Origin of the sequence: Holzapfeliella floricola DSM 23037 = JCM 16512, assembly GCF_001436605.1 — a bacterium.
Classification (GTDB): domain Bacteria; phylum Bacillota; class Bacilli; order Lactobacillales; family Lactobacillaceae; genus Holzapfeliella; species Holzapfeliella floricola.
Window position 1 is genome coordinate 152,526 of the sequence record NZ_AYZL01000016.1, and the last position, 16,892, is coordinate 169,417.

Genomic DNA, 16,892 nt, shown 5'->3' on the forward strand with positions numbered 1-16,892 from the left:
CCTCCGATTTCATAAACTACTTCTTACTATTTTGCCACAAAGAAATATAATTTTCTAGACTGTTGTGATAAAGAATTATAACTGTAAATATTTTGAATCCAATAAATATCTGATCCATAAATTGCCAAAAAGTACTCCTTCAAAATTGTCGGAATTCCCACCTTAGCAAAAACTTTTTTCACTTTTTGGTGATGGTCATTTGATAGTAGCACAGATTGATTAGGTGTTAACCCTAAATACAAGTTTTGATCTAGTGGAACATCGAATACTCCAATGCACTCAAAACCTTCAACTTTTTTACCAGTACTAACTATATACTGTTGCTCACAAAACAAAAGTGGTTTGTTCAGCTCAATAAGTTGTGGGGTGATTCTAAGTTTATCATACGTTAAAAAAAAGGTGTCATTTTTAACTAGAAATTGAATTTTATTAGTTAGCGTTAAACTGCCGCCCTTAATTAAAATATGTTTGAGCTGCTTATGTTGTTGCTCAGATAAAAACACCTTATCACTAAATGCTTTCATTGTTAAATAACTAAGATAGTCTGACCAGTTAGTTGTTGGAATTTTAGTAAAATCTTTAATTTCACCCTGATATAAATTAGTTGTCACTTGTCTTTGGGTTGTTACAAGTTCAAAAAGTGTTGTTTGTGCTTGAGTTAATTTTGTCACCGTTCGTTGATAACGCTGACCATTTTCAACAATATAAGGTGTTTCTTTTCTCAAAATTGGAATGACATGGTGGCGCATACGATTGCGCATTGTAAAATCGGTATTATTTGTTTCATCTGTAATATAAACGATACCCTGACTATTTAAATAATCTAACAGCTGTTCCTTAGAAAAATTAAGTAGCGGTCTCACGAGTTGTCCTTCAAAAAAAGGCCGCTTTGCGGCTAAAGACGACATTTCCTGTGCATCTCCACTTCGAACTAATTTTAACAAAATCGTTTCCAACACATCATCTCCATGATGAGCTGTCATAACATAGTTCGCATTTTCTTTTTTTTGAACCTCTTGAAAAAACTGATACCTCATCTGACGAGCCGCTGCTTCAATACCTGTGCCAGGATGAAGCGTTTCGGGCCAATCATAACTTTCAATGGTTAACCCTTTATCTTTTGCATAACTCTGCAATAGCCTTAGTTCTTGCTCTGAATCGACACGCAATTGATGATTAACATGAGCAATAACTAACTGGTCTTTAGGATAATAAAGACTGTGATACAGCAAATCTAGCAATGCCATAGAGTCTGGTCCAGCAGATACAGCAACAACTATTCTATCTAATTTGATATCAATTTGTAAGTCTTTTAGTTTTTGCTCAAACACTCGCTGGATAGCCATCATTTTTCAGCAGCGTACTTATCTAAGAATTCACTGGCTTGTTTCAACACGTGTTCAATCTTTTTGGCAAAAGGCTTTGTCTGATCAGCTTCTAATGGATTAGACAGATCCTTTAGATCTTGGTTATCATATTGCTTTTGTGAAAGTTCAATTTTTTGAGGTGTTTCAGCAGATAAAACAACACCATCAATCATTTGACCAACATCATAATACATTTGCCAGTCATCATTTTTTCCATAATCAAGTTCTTGTCGCTTGATTAAACCATGATGTTTATCATCAAGTGTCACAAAAACACCAAATGAAGCAACATTATTAATTGTACCTTGTAATCTTTGGCCTTGTTTAATCATCTAATCCCTCTCTTACTTTGATTGACTATTATCTGAAATATCAAATATAACTTCATTAGGCTTTGAATAGAGATATTTATCTCGGACAACTTTTTGGAGGTAATCGGGGTCATTTAATCTTTGTTCCTCATTAGACAATAAATGTTGTTTCTGTAATAGAGTATCCAACTTTTGCTGGCTTTCTTCTGCTTGAACATTAAGATTGTGCGTATCTATTGTCATTTTTGTGATTTGCATCCCTGTTAATAAAACAATGAACCCAAACAGCGCCGCATACAAACGACGTCTTCTGACATGAACTTTACGCTCATGACGTTGTTTTTTAAAAACACTCTTTTCACTTGAAGCAATTTGATACGTGTGCTTAACTTTACGACCCATTTTATTCCCCCCTATTAGTCAACTAATTCGTAAAGATCTTGTGCTTCTGATTTTTTAGTTGTTTCTAACAAGTTCAAAATACGAGCCTTAATAGTACGGTTACCAAAGCTCACTTCTAAAATGTCGCCAATTTGAACTTTGGTTGATGATTTAATTGTTTTGTCGTTAACTTTAATACGACCTTGGTCAGCCATTTCTTTTGCAATGGTTCTTCTTTTAATAATTCTCGATACTTTTAAAAATCGGTCAATTCTCATGAGGTGGTCTCCTTTTCATTTAATAAATCAGATGCCGCACTTAAAAATGAACTTAATTCAGCTATCCATTTCCTAACCGGCATGTCTTTTGTTGTCATTAAACTAATTTGTAATTCTTGTTTTTTATTGAGTGCAACTTTTGCTTTTAGTGTTGTTTCACTAAGCGCCTTAAAAGCTCTTGCACCCTTTAATGTTTCTGTTGCTTTTGCATCAAATGTTACCGTTAATTGCAATCCTTGTTGTCTGATTAACTTAACTTGTGCTTGATCAGCTAGTAATTTTAATTCAGCAATTTGGAGCAAATGCTCAACAGCTTCTGGATAATCGCCAAAACGATCTAATAATTCATCTTCAATTTTTGGAATTTCATCGCTTGAATCAACCATTTTGATACGCTTATAAAGTTCGATTTTTTGAGGCTGATCGACGATATAATCATCTGGAATATACGCTTGTAAATCAAGATTAATAACAGAATCAGTCGTTTTAACTGGCTTTTTATTTCCTTGGCGTTTTTTCACAGCCTCTTCAAGCATTTGTGAGTAAAGGTCAAATCCAACCGCATCAATAAATCCGTGCTGTTGTTTACCCAACATATTACCGGCTCCTCGAATTGATAAATCACGCATGGCTATTTTAAATCCTGAACCTAGCTCCGTAAAGTCTTTAATTGCTTCTAGGCGCTTTTGACCGACTTCGGTTAATACTTTATTTTCTTGATACAGCAAGTAAGCATAGGCCAATCGATTTGACCGACCAACTCGACCACGCAATTGATATAACTGTGATAAGCCATAGTAATCAGCATTTTCTACAAGCAAAGTATTAGCATTAGGTAAATCAACACCTGTTTCTATAATTGTTGTGGTGACCAAAACATCATATTCACCATTAATGAAGTCCATCATCACATTTTCAAGTTGATGTTCACTCATTTGACCATGAATATAACCTACACGCGCTTCGGGTACGAGTTGTTGTAAATAGAAAACAACGCTTTCAATGTCTTCAACACGATTATGAAGATAAAAAACCTGCCCATCTCGTCTCATTTCACGTAGAATAGCTTCTTTAATGACGCTTTCATTTTGTTCCATCACATAAGTTTGAATAGGGAAGCGGTTAGTTGGCGCTGTTTCAATTACAGATAAATCTCTCACGCCGACCATTGACATATGTAGCGTTCGAGGAATTGGTGTTGCCGTCAAGGTTAAAACATCAACTTGGGCCTTTAAAGCTTTAAGCCGTTCTTTATGTTTAACACCAAAACGCTGTTCTTCATCCACAATCAACAGCCCTAAATCTTTAAACTTAATATCTTGTGATAACAAACGATGTGTTCCCACTAAAATATCAATTTGACCTTCCTTAAGCTGTTCAATAATTTCTTTGACTTGTTTAGCCGTTTGAAAGCGAGAAACAACCGCAATGTTAACAGGAAAATCACGAAATCTTTCAGTCATAGTTTCATAATGCTGTTGCGCCAAAATAGTTGTTGGGACTAAAAACGCAGCCTGTTTATTATCTTGTACAGCTTTAAATGCTGCTCGAACAGCTACTTCAGTCTTACCAAATCCAACATCTCCAACCAACAAGCGATCCATTGGTCGTGTTTTTTCCATATCTTGTTTAATCTCGTTGATACTGCGAATTTGATCGCCTGTCTCAACGTAAGGAAAAGCTGACTCAAAATCTCGTTGCATTTGATTATCTGGCGAAAAAGCAAAACCTTTTTCACTTTCACGTTGTGCATAAAGTTCAATCAGTTCATCGGCAATATCTTCAATCTTAGCTGCAACGCTGCGCTTTGTTTTAGCCCACTCGCTACTACCTAATTTATTGATTTTTGGACTTTTACCTTCAGCTGCAACGTATTTTTGAACAAGTTTGAGTTGATCAGCGGGGACAAAAAGCTGATCACCCTTTTGGTAAGTAATCGTAATATAGTCTTTAGGCACATCATTCGTAACCAGCGTCTGAATTCCTTCAAAACGCCCAATTCCGTGGTTAACGTGGACCACATAGTCGCCAGGTTTTAACTCACTATAATTTTTAATTCGCTGCGCATTTTCAATCTTTTCAACACGCTGACGTTTCTTTTTAGGTTTTGCATTAAATAACTCTCGCTCAGTCAAATAAACAAAGCGTTGGTTTGTCAAAATAAACCCATGAGGTAAATCACCCACTATTAACTGTGTTTGATTAGAATTGATTTCGCCATTTGCGTGGTAGTTAACCGTAATTTCAAAATCTTGAAAGGTTTGGGTCAATTTTTTAGCACGCTCTTCATTATCAGCTTGTATAACAACGGTTTGTTCTTGCAGTTGATAACGTTCAATCTCTGTTTTAATCAAAGGCATTTGTGAAAAATATTGTTGTGGAATTTGCGTCTTATAGTCACAAATCTGGTCTAGTTTGAGTCGACCCATTCCTCTTTGAAAAAGCGATAATAATAATTGAGAATGCTTGTCTTGATTAAAACTATCAAAAAATGTCCAATTTGGGTTTTGTGATTCTAACCACCGTTTTTCATTTGATTCCTGGGTTTGATATTGTTCATTTAACGTGATATTTTCGCGAACACTATCATTAATCGCAGGTAAATCATCGAGCACCATTAAACCGTCTTCAATCAAATAATCAAGTAACTTAAATTGCTTTTCTTGTAGATAATTCATATAAAAACTTACTTTTTCAGGTAAAATACCTTCAAGTAATAAATCTCTAGCTTGCTTTTGCTCTGAGTAATCAAAGCCACCTTGACTATCTGCTAATAATTCGTCTAGTTTTTGACCTGCTTGCTTTACCTGATTGATTTCAAAAACACGGTCTTTAGCGGGTAACAAATGTACTTCATTCTGAGTTGTTAAACTGCGTTGTGTTTCAACATCAAATATTTTAATTGTCTCCAAATTGTCCCCAAAAAATTCAAGTCTTAGCGGTTGAGAGTTTGTTAATGGATAAACATCTAAAATATCTCCTCGCAAAGCAAATTCACCAGGTTTAACTACCATCTGGTCACGTTTATAACCACTTTTAACTAACCAATTTTTAAGACTGTTCAGTGCATAATCGTGTTCAGCCACAAGATGATAACTAGCGGCTGCAAATTCTTGTGGACTCGTCAAAGGATAAGCTAACGACTGAGGTGTCGTGACCACAATTCCAGCTTTTTGAGTAGTTAAAAAGTTCAAGGCTTCAATACGGTTAGTTAACTCTTCAGTTGATGAAATAGCACCTTGCGTTGCTATTAACGGATCAACATCAAAGTAATACAACTTGTCTTCATCAACAATACTTGAAAGACTTTGATACAATGCATCAGCTTTATGAGACGACTCCATCACAACTAAAATCGGCTTATCAACTTGCTGCAAAATCGCCTTCAAAAATATTGGTTGAGCATTTGGATTAACCCCTGTTAACAATGACCTCTTGGAAGTTAAAGCCTGATTGATAAAGTCAACAAAGGGGTCGCTTTTATTAATAAAATCAACAATTTTCAAACTTAACCCCCCATTCTTTTGATTAGTTATATTGATTCATCAACTTGTTCATTGCTTCACCAGTAATAAATTTTTCTAAAATTTCAACAACTGTCTCAAGTGAATCATCAATTGCTTTAGCATCTTCACCAGTAAACGGGCTGAGTACCCAGTTAACAACTGTTGCGTTTTCGGGATGCTTAATACCCACTTTTAATCTTGGAAAAGATTTTGTTCCAAGTCCATTAATAATACTTTTAATCCCGTTGTGACCACCAGCTGAGCCCGACTGACGCAATCTGATTTTGGCCATTGGTAAATCCATATCATCTTGAATCACTAAAATATCTTCTGGATCAATTTTAAAAAAGTTTGCTAATTGTGAGACATGACGGCCGGAATCATTCATATAAGTTAAGGGCTCCGCTAAAATAACTGACTCACCATTAATAACTGTCTTTGTAAAACTACCCATAAACTTTTCACTATCTAAATTCAGATGGTGACTATCACAAAACTTATCGATAGCCATAAATCCAACATTATGCTTTGTTTTTTGGTATTTATTTCCTGGGTTACCCAACCCAACAATTAATTTCATATTTGTCAAAATCCTTTATTTTCTATATATCATAACTACTTAAAATTATAGCATAATTTGTTGTTTGATTATATTTACACCAATGGTTTAAAAGAAATTCAAAAATATTTAAAAAAAATTTTTATATGCAGATAGGAATTTTAAAATATGTTATTATATAGATGAATAAATAATTATTACTCGAAAGGATGATTAATCTTGGCAACACAAACAGAACGTCAAAAAGTTATTCTTGTTGGTGACGGTGCAGTAGGTTCAAGTTACGCTTACTCAATGGTAAACCAAGGGATTGCTCAAGAAATCGGTATCGTAGATATCGCTAAAGACAAAACTAAAGGGGATGCCATCGATTTATCTGATGCCTTAGCATATACAGCTCCTAAAACAATTTACTCTGCTGAATATTCAGATGCAAAAGATGCAGACTTAGTTGTTATTACAGCTGGTGCTCCTCAAAAACCAGGTGAAACTCGTTTGGATCTTGTAAGTAAAAACTTAAAGATTTTGAAATCAATCGTTGATCCTATTGTTGAATCAGGTTTTGATGGACTATTCCTAGTTGCAGCTAACCCTGTTGATATCTTGACATACGCTACATGGAAACTTTCAGGTTTCCCTAAAGAACGCGTTATTGGTTCAGGTACATCTCTAGATAGTGCTCGTCTACGTCAAAGAATTGGTGACATGATGAACGTTAACCCTCAATCAGTTCACGCTTACATGTTAGGTGAACACGGTGATACAGAATTCGCTGCTTGGTCACATGCAAATGTTGGTGGCGTTAAAGTTACTGACTGGGTTAAAGCACAAAATGATATCGACGAAAACCGTCTAACAGAAATCTACGAAGATGTTCGTGATGCAGCATACAAAATCATTAACATGAAAGGTGCTACATTCTACGGAATTGGTGCTTCATTAGCTCGTATTACTAAAGCTATCTTCAATGATGAAGATTCAGTATTACCTCTTTCAGTATTTATGGAAGGCCAATATGGTATTAACGAAATCTTTATCGGATCTCCAGCTGTTATCGGACGTAAAGGTATCAAACAAATTATTGAAATGCCTTTAAATGACGAAGAAACACAAAACATGCACGCTTCAGCTAAACAATTAAAAGAAATTGTTGAAAAAGGTTTCGCTGAAACAGGTATCGAAGGTCGTCAATAATCTTTCAATTTAAGATTAAAAATAGCCAAGCCTAGTGCTTGGCTATTTTTTTGCGTTTATCTCTTGCTTTTAGCCATAACATCACCTATATTTAATGATAGACTCATTTATCATTAATACAAATTGTGTTAAGCTTTATCCTATCAACAAAAAGTATGAAAGGAGCTATTATGCTTTTAAAATCTCTTGTCTTAAAAAAAGAATTTCTAACTACAATCAATGAAAAAGCAACGCTTGAGGAAGCCTTGATTATTCTTGAAGAATCTGGTTACCGTTGTGTACCCATTGTAGATGATTCTGGTAAAATATTCCGAGGTAATATCTATAAAATGCACATTTATCGCCATAAATCTCGTGGTGGTGATATGACATTACCAGTTACTCACCTACTTAAAAATGCGACAAAAACAATTCAAGTAAATTCACCTTTCTTCCAAATCTTTTTCAATATTAAGGACCTACCTTACATTGCTGTTTTAGATGAAGAAAACCATTTTTATGGCATCTTAACTCATGCAAAATTATTGAGCATGCTATCAGATGCTTGGAACATTCATGTTGGAAGTTACGTGTTAACTATTTTGTCAGCTGGTGAACAAGGTGAACTAGCCAAAATGACCAAAATTGTTTCAAAATATTGTTCAATCGCGGGTTGTGTTGTGCTAGACGCTAACAAAAATGATTTAATCAGAAGAACTTTGATTACATTACCTGCTGGGATTACAACTGATAAACTAGATATCATTATTGATAAACTAGAGAAAAAAGGATTCGCTGTACCAAGTGTTGAGGACCTTCAAACTGGTCAAACAATTCGTGACAATGAAATTTCACCTGATGAAATTACAGAAGATAATTAAAAAATCGCCTAGAAATTACTCTAGGCGATTTTTTTATGTTTATTTCACTTTAACTTTTCTTGAAAATGATGGACTTTCAAGACCAATACTAATTGATAGTGCGTGGTTAACTTCATCCATTTTATCATCTGAAAGTTCAGCAACCAGATCTTTTAACCTTGTTTTGTCAATTGTTCGGATTTGTTCAAGTAAAATGACCGAAGGATAGTCAATTTTGCCTTGCGGTTCAAAAGCAATATGTGTTGGCATTTTTGGTTTTTGAATCCTTGTCGTAATTGCTGCGACAATAACTGTTGGGCTATAGCGATTTCCAATATCATTTTGAATAATCAAAACCGGCCTAAGTCCACCCTGCTCACTACCTACAACAGGTGACAGTTCGGCATAGTAAACATCCCCCCGTTTGATATGTTTAGACATCTTAATCTTCCTTTGCTTTTATTACCGTTGGGTTGGGGACTATAATTCAGCATCTAGTTCTTGTTCACAAGCATCAAACTCGTGACAAATTTCACGATTAATCTCACCCATCTGTTGATAACCTCTCGCAAATTCTGAAACAACTGGTTCATGGTTTGCCAAGTATTCCTCAATGGCTAACCGCACAAATTTGTCGTTACTCATTTGATGAGAATCGCAATAAATATTCATTGCACTTTGCCAAGATTGATTAACTTCAATCGAAATAGCACGTGTATCCGACATCATCATACTCCTTTTACTCCGATTCTATACTGTTATGGTATACCCTTTTAAGTCGTGGCGTCAAACCACAAATCACCTCATAGTGAATCGTATCTATATAATTAGCAACGGCTGTCACACTGTTTGGCTCATTTGGATTGTCAGAAATCAAAGTCACCCGTGTTCCAACATCGTAAGGCTTAGATAATTTAACCATGAATTGATCCATACAAACACGTCCAACAATCGGACAATACTCATCTCCAACTTTAACTTTGAATCCTTGCATTTTTCGCGACCAACCATCAGCATAGCCAACCGGAATTGTCCCAATCCACTGACTTTTTTCAGCTTTATAGGTAGCACCATAACTCACACCCATTTCCGGCGTGATTTCTTTAACAAAAACCAACTCACTTGTCAGTGATAATGCAGGTGATAAATCATACGGCAAATCCAAATCCTTGGCACTAGGACTACTTGATGGATTTAGCCCATATAGCCCAATTCCTATTCTAACCATATTGCCATGAATATTATGGTGAAACAGACTCGTAGCACTATTAGTCATATGAATATATTTTGGTTTAAGATTAAATTTATCTTTAACCGCATTAAATCGGCTCACTTGGTAATTGAAATAACTATCGTCTGCCTCATCAGCAGTTGCAAAGTGAGTAAATAGGCCCTCAACTTCAAAAGCGGTTTGATGATTTGTTAAAAAAGACTCAATTTCAGGCATTTGACTAGCATCCATAAATCCAATGCGTCCCATACCTGAATCAACAGCTAAATGGATTTTAAGTTGTTGCGTTGATTTAAGATAAGTTGTCGCTTGTTTTAACCAGTTAAGATTACCTACAGGCAATGAAATATCATACTCAACAGCTAATGGTGCCAAGCTAGAATCTTGGATACCTAATACTAAAATCGGGCATAAAATTCCTTGTTGTCTTAGTTCAAGTGCCTCATCAATCATTGCTACGCAAAGCCCTTTGGCCCCTGCTTGTAAAATAGCTTGAGCAACCGGAACCATACCATGGCCATATCCGTTAGCTTTTACAACGCCAAATACATCAACATCTGTATTAAAAGATTCAATTTGTCGTTTAACGTTTTGTTTAATTGCTTCAAGATTAACATTCACTTGTGCGTGTCGATTAGTTGCAATTATCATTTAAATCCTCCAAAATAACTTGTGATATCACATCAGTGTGCGAGTGAGAGATAGAAACGTGGATTATTTTTGTAAAATTTTTTACTGTCGTAATTGGTTTTCCCAATTTATTGTTAAGTGTTTCAATATCTTTAAGTCTCACTTTGCCTATTCCTGTCCCATAAGCTTTTGAAAAAGATTCTTTAACAGAAAATCTCCCTGCTAAATACCGAATCTTTTCTTTTTCTGTACAGGTTGCAAATTTTTTATATTCATTCACTGTTAATACTCGTTCTGCAAAACGGGCATTATTTTGATAAGCTTGTTCGATTCTTTTCAACGGAGTAATATCGACGCCTAATCCAATAATCATTTTTGCAAAACCTTCCTTCTTGCACAAACTCAATATTAAAAAAAGAATTGGAAATAACTCCCAATTCTTTTTTGATTATTTTTTACGGATTGTAAAGTTACCGCTTTTTGAACTATTTTGGTTTCTTGAACCGTTTTTGTTACCGCCATTACCGTTACGACGTTCGCCACCACGATTACGGTCACGATCGCTATTGCTACGACGACGATCTCCATTGTTGTTACGACGGTCTCCGCTACGACCACGATCATTATTACGGCGACGGCCACCACCGCCATTGCCATTACGACGACCATTACCGCCACGGCCACCACGTCCGCCACGACCATTTTTATTAGGTAGTGGACGTTCTGATGTAAGTTTTACTGGAATATCTGAAGGATCTTTAGTTACTTCTTTTAGTAATGCAGAAACTAATTCTTTTGCATCATGTGAAGCTAATAAATCTTCAGCACTTTGTTCATATTTAGATAGTTGATCAGTTTTGCCTAGTAATGATTTTACATGGTCAACTGATTTTTCTAATTGACCCTTGAAAGCTTCTTGCTTAGTTGGTGGATTTAACGGTAGCATTTTTTTCTTAGTCAAGTTTTCAATAGAACGCAAGTATGATTCTTCATTTGCTGATACAAATGTCACACTCACACCAGTTTTTCCAGCACGTCCTGTTCTACCGATACGGTGAACATAACTTTCTGGATCTTGTGGGATATCGTAGTTGTAAACATGGGTTACACCTGAAACATCTAATCCACGAGCAGCAACGTCAGTTGCAACTAGGATGTCAAGTTTACCACCTTTAAATTGACGTAATACAGACATACGTTTTTGCTGTGATAAATCACCATGAATACCTTCAGCATTAAATCCACGTAGTTGTAACCCTTTTGTCAATTCATCAACACGACGTTTAGTACGTCCAAATAACACAGTTAAATCTGGATTTTGAATTTCAAACAGTCTTGTCATGATATCAAATTTTTCAAATTCTTTGCTTCGAACAAAGTATTGATCAATTAAATCAGCTGTTATATTTTTTGATTTTACTTGCACAATTTCAGGGTCTTGCATGAATTTTTCTGCAATTCGCATGATTGGTTTTGGCATTGTTGCTGAGAATAGTAAAGTTTGGTGCTTACTTGGAACATTGCTCAAGATGCTTTCAATATCTTCCACAAATCCCATGTCTAGCATTTCATCAGCTTCATCTAACACAACGTGTTGAACTTGACTTAAATCAACTGTGCGACGTTTAATATGGTCAAGCAGACGTCCTGGAGTACCTACCAAGATATCAGGTGCTTGTTTTAGTGAACGAATTTGACGTGAAATGTCTGATCCACCATAAACCACTTGTACACGCGCTTTGTTATCACGACCTAAGCGATAAAGTTCTTCTTGAGTTTGGATTGCTAATTCACGAGTTGGTGAGATAACAATAGCTTGTACTCTACCTGCATGAGGTGTTAGTTCTTGTAGTACAGGTAAACCAAATGCAGCTGTTTTACCTGTACCTGTTTGAGCTTGGCCTATAACATCTTTTCCTTCTAATACCAAAGGAATTGTTTGGGCTTGGATTGGTGTTGCTTCTTCAAATCCAGCACGCTTAATCGATTGTAGTATATCCGAGTTCAAATTTAATTCATCAAATTTCAAAAAATATCCTCCTAATTTGGCTACTTTTTTATAAAAGTGCCTGTAAAACTTCACTCAAATGCAACCCATGACTGCCTTTTAATAAAACAAGGTCACCTGCATGAATAGTTGCTTGTAAATCCTGAATCAGTTGTTGCTTATGATCAATATCATAGTAGTGCAAGTTAGTTTCAGGATAAATTTTGATTAGCTGACTATATAAATTAGCCATTAACGGCCCATATAAGTAAACCTGGTTAATGGCGTCTTTTGAAAACGCGGTCACAAGGTTAGCGTGTAATTCTGGGCCTTGTTCACCCAATTCAAGCATATCAGCTAACACAACAATGCGTTGGTTAGTTTCATCAACTAATGAAACGTTAGAAAAAGCACTCAACGAAGCTCTAGTAGCAGTCGGATTAGAGTTATAAATATCACTCATAATCTCTTCTCCTGCATCGCCTTCTAACCATTGCATACGATCTTTAGTCAAATTAAAATGACTTAAAGCATTTTGCATATTTGAAGGTTCTATTTGTAATACCTCACCTACAGAAATCGCAGCTAATGCGTTAGACACATTATGGTTCCCAATTACAGGTAAAGTAAAGTTAATATCTTCATCAAGGTTAGTTTGAAACTTCATTTGCTTTTGCTTTGTTTCAACATTTGTTGCATAAAGATGATTGGTATTTTCAAAACCAAACGTTAATTTATCTTGTTCAATGTTTTGAGCCAAGTTGTTAAGTAAAGGCTCATCACCGTTATAAATTAAGTAACCATCTTCTTTTAAGTATGAAGTAATTTCCATTTTGGCTTGCGCGATTTTTTCACGTGTTCCAAAAAATTCAAGATGCGCTTCTCCTATCATCGTAATCACAGCAACATCTGGAGAGACGATTTGGCTAAGTTGAGTTAGCTGACCTGGACGGTCCATCCCCATTTCACACACTAACATTTCGGTATTAATCTTCATATTCAAAATGGTCATGGGTACACCAAGCTCATTGTTAAAGTTACCTTCTGTTGCATGCACGTTAAACTGTGTCGACAAAACATCACGAATCATATCTTTTGTTGTCGTTTTTCCATTGCTACCTGTTACAGCAACAACTTTTGGATTAACTTTTTGTAAATAATATTTCGCTAATTTTTGAAGAGCTGCCAGACAATCATCCACTCTTAAAACAGCTAGTCCCAAATTTTCAGGGATTTCATGGTCTGTTTGCCAAAGTGTTGCAATTGCACCAGAATCTTTAGCAGCAAATACAAAATCATGACCATCTCGCTCACCAATAATTGGCACGAATAACGCATTTACGTTAATTAGACGACTATCAAATTGTACCTCTGTGATTTCAACATCCTGGTTGGAATCAATTGTTGCATCGATTGCTTTAGCAATCTCTGAAAGCATCATTTTCATTTAAAAACTCCTGAACTAGTGAAAAATAAAAATTGCACATCGTTTATTATACTGCGTTTAGTAAGTAATTAAAAGAACTATCTCACTTTAGTGTTGTTATTTGTCTAATAAAAGCAGTAGAATAGTACTATTAATTATTTCAAAGAGGAGGATTATAAATGTCTGAGAGTCTGACACAATCCTATGACCCTAACTGGCGACGAAATCTTAAAGTCTTGTGGTTTGGTTGTTTCATGGTAGGAATGGGATTTAGCATTATCGTGCCGTTTATGAGTTTATATATCGACACACTAGGAAATTTTTCACAATCTCAACTAAGTTTTTGGAGTGGTATTACCATTTCATCTACATTTTTAGTTATGGCGCTGGTTTCTCCTATTTGGGGTAAATTAGCTGACACTAAGGGACGCCGTTTGATGCTGCTGCGCGCATCTCTTGGGATGAGCATCATCATTGCTTTAATGGGGCTTGTCTCAAATGTTCAACAACTTGTTATTTTAAGGCTTTTACAAGGTGTTTTTTCAGGTTATGTCAGTAATGCTAATGCGTTAATTGCAACTACTGTGCCTAAAGAAAAATCTGGACAAGCACTGGGAACACTAACAACAGGTGTTGTCTCTGGAACTCTACTGGGGCCTTTATTTGGTGGCGTTATCGCACAAGCTTTTTCATATCGCGTTACTTTTTTTATTACCGGAACATTGTTGTTTATCGTCTTTTTCTTAACTATATTTTTGGTTAAGGAAGATTTCAAACCCATTTCACAAGAACAAAGAAAATTGAATATTCGTAAAATATTCCAAAACCTCCCTTATCCAAAATTAATCTTGGGAATGTTTGTTACCACGTTAATTATTCAAGCTTCAAATAACTCTGTTAATCCAATACTGAGTCTATATGTTAAACAATTACTTAATAACGGTAGCGCTGTAGCTATTGTCAGTGGAGTTGTTGCGGCACTTCCGGGAGTGGCTACTTTGATTGCTGCACCTTTATTTGGACGACTGGGGGATAAAATCGGAACCCAAAAAATCCTAATTGGTGGCATTATTTTTGCCCTAATCCTCTACATTCCTCAAGCTTTCGTTCAAAATGTCTGGCAACTAGGTCTATTAAGGTTACTAGTTGGTTTCTCTGATGCCGCCATGCTTCCGCAAGTTCAGACACTACTTGCTAAATATTCACCACACGAAGTATCAGGGAGAATATTTAGCTATAACCAATCCTTTCAAGCCATGGGTAATGTTGCAGGACCCTTGATTGGATCGTTTGTTTCAAGTAGCTTAGGCTATCCAGGTGTCTTTTTATCAACTAGTCTGTTGGTTCTTGTCAACCTAATCTGGGTAACAATTAATACTCGTGAACTTCGTCATGACCAATCAAAGTAATTCAACATAAAAAAACACGCTCTTAAAATAAGAACGTGTTTTTTTATTATCAGAATTAACCTTGGATACCGTATTTTTTGTTGAAACGGTCCACACGACCATCTGCTTGAGTAAATTTTTGTTTACCTGTGTAGAATGGGTGTGAGTCTGATGTGATTTCCATACGAATTAGAGGGTATGTTTGACCTTCAAATTCAACAGTTTCATCAGAATGTTTTGTTGAACCAGAAACAAATTTAAAACCTGTTGCTGAATCCATAAATACGACTTGATGGTATTCTGGGTGAATGCTTTTTTTCATAGCTTATTTCTCCTTTGCCCTAGTTTGTCTGCCAAACTAGAGATAATTATTACAACAATAAATATTAACATCTCTTAAAAAAAATTGCAAAACATCTTTTACTATTCATCTTCATAAACAGTCACGTCTGCACCCAATAATCTGAGCTTTTCTTCAACACAGTCATAACCACGTAAAATGTTATCAGCATTATGGATAACCGTTTGTCCATCAGCCATTAACCCCGCTAACATTAGAGAAGCTCCTGCACGAATCTCATCAGCAACAACTTCTGCACCAGTCAGTTTAGACCCCGGATGAATTAAAATAATGTCATTTTCAACTTTAATTTTAGCACCCATTTTGTTTAATTCGCGAATATGTTTAACACGCTTAGGGTAAATGGTATCAATCACAACACCTTCACCACTTTTAGCTGAAATCAAAAGCGGTGTGATGGGTTGTTGTAAATCAGTTGCAAACCCCGGGTAAGGCATCGTCTTGACTTGAATCATACTCAAGTCACCAGAAGGATAGACATAGATTGAATCTTCATTCACATCCATATTAACACCCATGGCCTCGACTTTAGCTAAAAATGAATCTAAGTGTTCACTGATGATATTATGCAAACAAACGCCATCGCCAATACAAGCTGCTAAAGATAAGTATGTTCCAGCTTCAATACGGTCTGGAATGATTGTATGTGCATTTTTGGCTTCTAACTTTTCAACACCTTCAATACGAATGGTATCGGTTCCAGCACCACGAATTTTAGCTCCCATGTTATTTAAGAAAGTTGCTAAATCAATGATTTCTGGTTCTTTTGCAGCATTTTCTAAAACAGTTTTGCCTGTGGCTGTTACGGCCGCTAAAATAATGTTAACGGTTGCCCCTACAGAAGTCATATCTAGTGTGATATGAGCGCCTTTAAGACCTTCTTTGGGTGCGGATACAACGATTTCTCCAGCAATATTTTCAACTTTTGCCCCTAAACATTCCATTCCTTTAAAATGTTGATCAATTGGTCTTGGACCAATGTCATCTCCTCCAGGAAACGCAACGCTTGCACGACCAAATCTACCAAGTAAAGCGCCCATAAAATAATAAGAAGCACGTAAACTCTTGATCTTACCATGTGGTAACGGTCTCAATTCGATATTAGTTGGGTCAATGGTTAAAGTTGTTTGTTCAAAATCACTGGTAACGTTCATATCCATTAATAATGACATTAAGTTGTCAACATCTTGAATACGGGGAACAGACTCTAAGACAACGGGCGTGTGTGACAAAATAGCAGCGGGAATCAGTGCTACTGTGCTATTTTTGGCACCGCCAATGAAAACATCGCCTTTTAACGTCTTTCCGCCATTGATTATCATTTTTTTCATTAGGAAGAACGTCCTTTAACTATTATTACCATGCTGTCATATAATTGATGACGCACGTTACTTTAATGTTATAAGAAAAATGCAAAAATTACAAGATATTAAC

17 protein-coding genes are annotated in these 16,892 nt (G+C 35.9%); 3 read left to right on the top strand and 14 right to left on the bottom strand.

Annotated elements, in window-relative coordinates; all coding sequences use genetic code 11:
- Window positions 1-26: 26 nt before the first annotated feature.
- Genes tilS through pth form a run of 6 tightly spaced genes read right to left on the bottom strand, consistent with a single transcriptional unit; the run spans window position 27 to window position 6,423 of the window.
- Window positions 27-1,349, bottom strand: coding sequence for a tRNA lysidine(34) synthetase TilS (gene tilS, locus FC86_RS03210; protein ID WP_056974574.1), 1,323 nt, complete (start codon window positions 1,347-1,349; stop codon window positions 27-29).
- Window positions 1,346-1,699, bottom strand: coding sequence for a S1 RNA-binding domain-containing protein (locus FC86_RS03215; protein WP_056974576.1), 354 nt, complete (start codon window positions 1,697-1,699; stop codon window positions 1,346-1,348). Before FC86_RS03215 ends, tilS begins: the two co-directional genes overlap by 4 nt.
- A 12-nt stretch (window positions 1,700-1,711) precedes the next feature.
- Window positions 1,712-2,080, bottom strand: a complete 369-nt coding sequence (locus FC86_RS03220) for an FtsB family cell division protein (RefSeq protein WP_056974578.1) — start codon at window positions 2,078-2,080, stop codon at window positions 1,712-1,714.
- Window positions 2,081-2,094: 14 nt separating this feature from the next.
- Complete coding sequence (locus FC86_RS03225) at window positions 2,095-2,337, bottom strand: RNA-binding S4 domain-containing protein (RefSeq protein WP_056974579.1); 243 nt, start codon at window positions 2,335-2,337, stop codon at window positions 2,095-2,097.
- A complete protein-coding gene (gene mfd, locus FC86_RS03230; protein ID WP_056974581.1) occupies window positions 2,334-5,843 on the bottom strand; it encodes a transcription-repair coupling factor in 3,510 nt (1,169 codons plus the stop codon). Before mfd ends, FC86_RS03225 begins: the two co-directional genes overlap by 4 nt.
- A gap of 22 nt (window positions 5,844-5,865) precedes the next feature.
- Window positions 5,866-6,423 (bottom strand): aminoacyl-tRNA hydrolase, encoded by a 558-nt coding sequence (gene pth, locus FC86_RS03235; RefSeq protein WP_056974583.1) that lies wholly within the window; start codon window positions 6,421-6,423, stop codon window positions 5,866-5,868.
- Window positions 6,424-6,621: 198 nt separating this feature from the next.
- Between pth and FC86_RS03240 the strand changes: the two genes are divergently transcribed.
- Complete coding sequence (locus FC86_RS03240) at window positions 6,622-7,596, top strand: L-lactate dehydrogenase (RefSeq protein WP_056974585.1); 975 nt, start codon at window positions 6,622-6,624, stop codon at window positions 7,594-7,596.
- Window positions 7,597-7,766: 170 nt separating this feature from the next.
- Window positions 7,767-8,456 (top strand): cyclic di-AMP binding protein CbpA, encoded by a 690-nt coding sequence (cbpA, locus tag FC86_RS03245; protein ID WP_056974587.1) that lies wholly within the window; start codon window positions 7,767-7,769, stop codon window positions 8,454-8,456.
- A gap of 39 nt (window positions 8,457-8,495) precedes the next feature.
- Here the strand turns inward: cbpA and FC86_RS03250 are convergent, their stop codons facing one another.
- From FC86_RS03250 to FC86_RS03275, 6 genes are all read right to left on the bottom strand, one after another.
- Window positions 8,496-8,876 (bottom strand): type II toxin-antitoxin system PemK/MazF family toxin, encoded by a 381-nt coding sequence (locus tag FC86_RS03250; RefSeq protein WP_056974589.1) that lies wholly within the window; start codon window positions 8,874-8,876, stop codon window positions 8,496-8,498.
- A 39-nt stretch (window positions 8,877-8,915) separates the two neighbouring features.
- Complete coding sequence (locus FC86_RS03255) at window positions 8,916-9,167, bottom strand: hypothetical protein (RefSeq protein WP_156403332.1); 252 nt, start codon at window positions 9,165-9,167, stop codon at window positions 8,916-8,918.
- Between the two features lie 7 nt (window positions 9,168-9,174).
- Window positions 9,175-10,317, bottom strand: coding sequence for an alanine racemase (gene alr / locus FC86_RS03260; RefSeq protein WP_056974594.1), 1,143 nt, complete (start codon window positions 10,315-10,317; stop codon window positions 9,175-9,177).
- Window positions 10,301-10,669, bottom strand: a complete 369-nt coding sequence (gene acpS / locus FC86_RS03265) for a holo-ACP synthase (protein ID WP_056974596.1) — start codon at window positions 10,667-10,669, stop codon at window positions 10,301-10,303. The genes alr and acpS overlap by 17 nt, the downstream gene beginning before the upstream one ends.
- Before the next feature lie 75 nt (window positions 10,670-10,744).
- Window positions 10,745-12,325 (bottom strand): degradosome RNA helicase CshA, encoded by a 1,581-nt coding sequence (gene cshA, locus FC86_RS03270; RefSeq protein ID WP_056974598.1) that lies wholly within the window; start codon window positions 12,323-12,325, stop codon window positions 10,745-10,747.
- A gap of 28 nt (window positions 12,326-12,353) precedes the next feature.
- On the bottom strand, window positions 12,354-13,730 hold the full coding sequence (locus tag FC86_RS03275) for a UDP-N-acetylmuramoyl-tripeptide--D-alanyl-D-alanine ligase (RefSeq protein ID WP_056974600.1): 1,377 nt from the start codon (window positions 13,728-13,730) through the stop codon (window positions 12,354-12,356).
- Window positions 13,731-13,888: 158 nt separating this feature from the next.
- Between FC86_RS03275 and FC86_RS03280 the strand changes: the two genes are divergently transcribed.
- Complete coding sequence (locus FC86_RS03280) at window positions 13,889-15,118, top strand: multidrug efflux MFS transporter (protein WP_056974602.1); 1,230 nt, start codon at window positions 13,889-13,891, stop codon at window positions 15,116-15,118.
- Between the two features lie 55 nt (window positions 15,119-15,173).
- Here the strand turns inward: FC86_RS03280 and FC86_RS03285 are convergent, their stop codons facing one another.
- On the bottom strand, window positions 15,174-15,419 hold the full coding sequence (locus tag FC86_RS03285) for a type B 50S ribosomal protein L31 (protein ID WP_056974604.1): 246 nt from the start codon (window positions 15,417-15,419) through the stop codon (window positions 15,174-15,176).
- 101 nt (window positions 15,420-15,520) lie between these two features.
- On the bottom strand, window positions 15,521-16,789 hold the full coding sequence (locus FC86_RS03290) for a UDP-N-acetylglucosamine 1-carboxyvinyltransferase (protein ID WP_056974606.1): 1,269 nt from the start codon (window positions 16,787-16,789) through the stop codon (window positions 15,521-15,523).
- Between the last annotated feature and the right edge of the window lie 103 nt (window positions 16,790-16,892).

Bases quoted from the DNA above. Each gene is read 5' to 3' on its own strand.
- tilS (WP_056974574.1), bottom strand. From the start codon at position 1,349: ATGATGGCTATCCAGCGAGTGTTTGAGCAAAAACTAAAAGACTTACAA.
- FC86_RS03215 (WP_056974576.1), bottom strand. From the start codon at position 1,699: ATGATTAAACAAGGCCAAAGATTACAAGGTACAATTAATAATGTTGCT.
- FC86_RS03220 (WP_056974578.1), bottom strand. From the start codon at position 2,080: ATGGGTCGTAAAGTTAAGCACACGTATCAAATTGCTTCAAGTGAAAAG.
- FC86_RS03225 (WP_056974579.1), bottom strand. From the start codon at position 2,337: ATGAGAATTGACCGATTTTTAAAAGTATCGAGAATTATTAAAAGAAGA.
- pth (WP_056974583.1), bottom strand. From the start codon at position 6,423: ATGAAATTAATTGTTGGGTTGGGTAACCCAGGAAATAAATACCAAAAA.
- cbpA (WP_056974587.1), top strand. From the start codon at position 7,767: ATGCTTTTAAAATCTCTTGTCTTAAAAAAAGAATTTCTAACTACAATC.
- FC86_RS03250 (WP_056974589.1), bottom strand. From the start codon at position 8,876: ATGTCTAAACATATCAAACGGGGGGATGTTTACTATGCCGAACTGTCA.
- FC86_RS03255 (WP_156403332.1), bottom strand. From the start codon at position 9,167: ATGATGATGTCGGATACACGTGCTATTTCGATTGAAGTTAATCAATCT.
- alr (WP_056974594.1), bottom strand. From the start codon at position 10,317: ATGATAATTGCAACTAATCGACACGCACAAGTGAATGTTAATCTTGAA.
- acpS (WP_056974596.1), bottom strand. From the start codon at position 10,669: ATGATTATTGGATTAGGCGTCGATATTACTCCGTTGAAAAGAATCGAA.
- FC86_RS03275 (WP_056974600.1), bottom strand. From the start codon at position 13,730: ATGAAAATGATGCTTTCAGAGATTGCTAAAGCAATCGATGCAACAATT.
- FC86_RS03280 (WP_056974602.1), top strand. From the start codon at position 13,889: ATGTCTGAGAGTCTGACACAATCCTATGACCCTAACTGGCGACGAAAT.
- FC86_RS03285 (WP_056974604.1), bottom strand. From the start codon at position 15,419: ATGAAAAAAAGCATTCACCCAGAATACCATCAAGTCGTATTTATGGAT.
- FC86_RS03290 (WP_056974606.1), bottom strand. From the start codon at position 16,789: ATGAAAAAAATGATAATCAATGGCGGAAAGACGTTAAAAGGCGATGTT.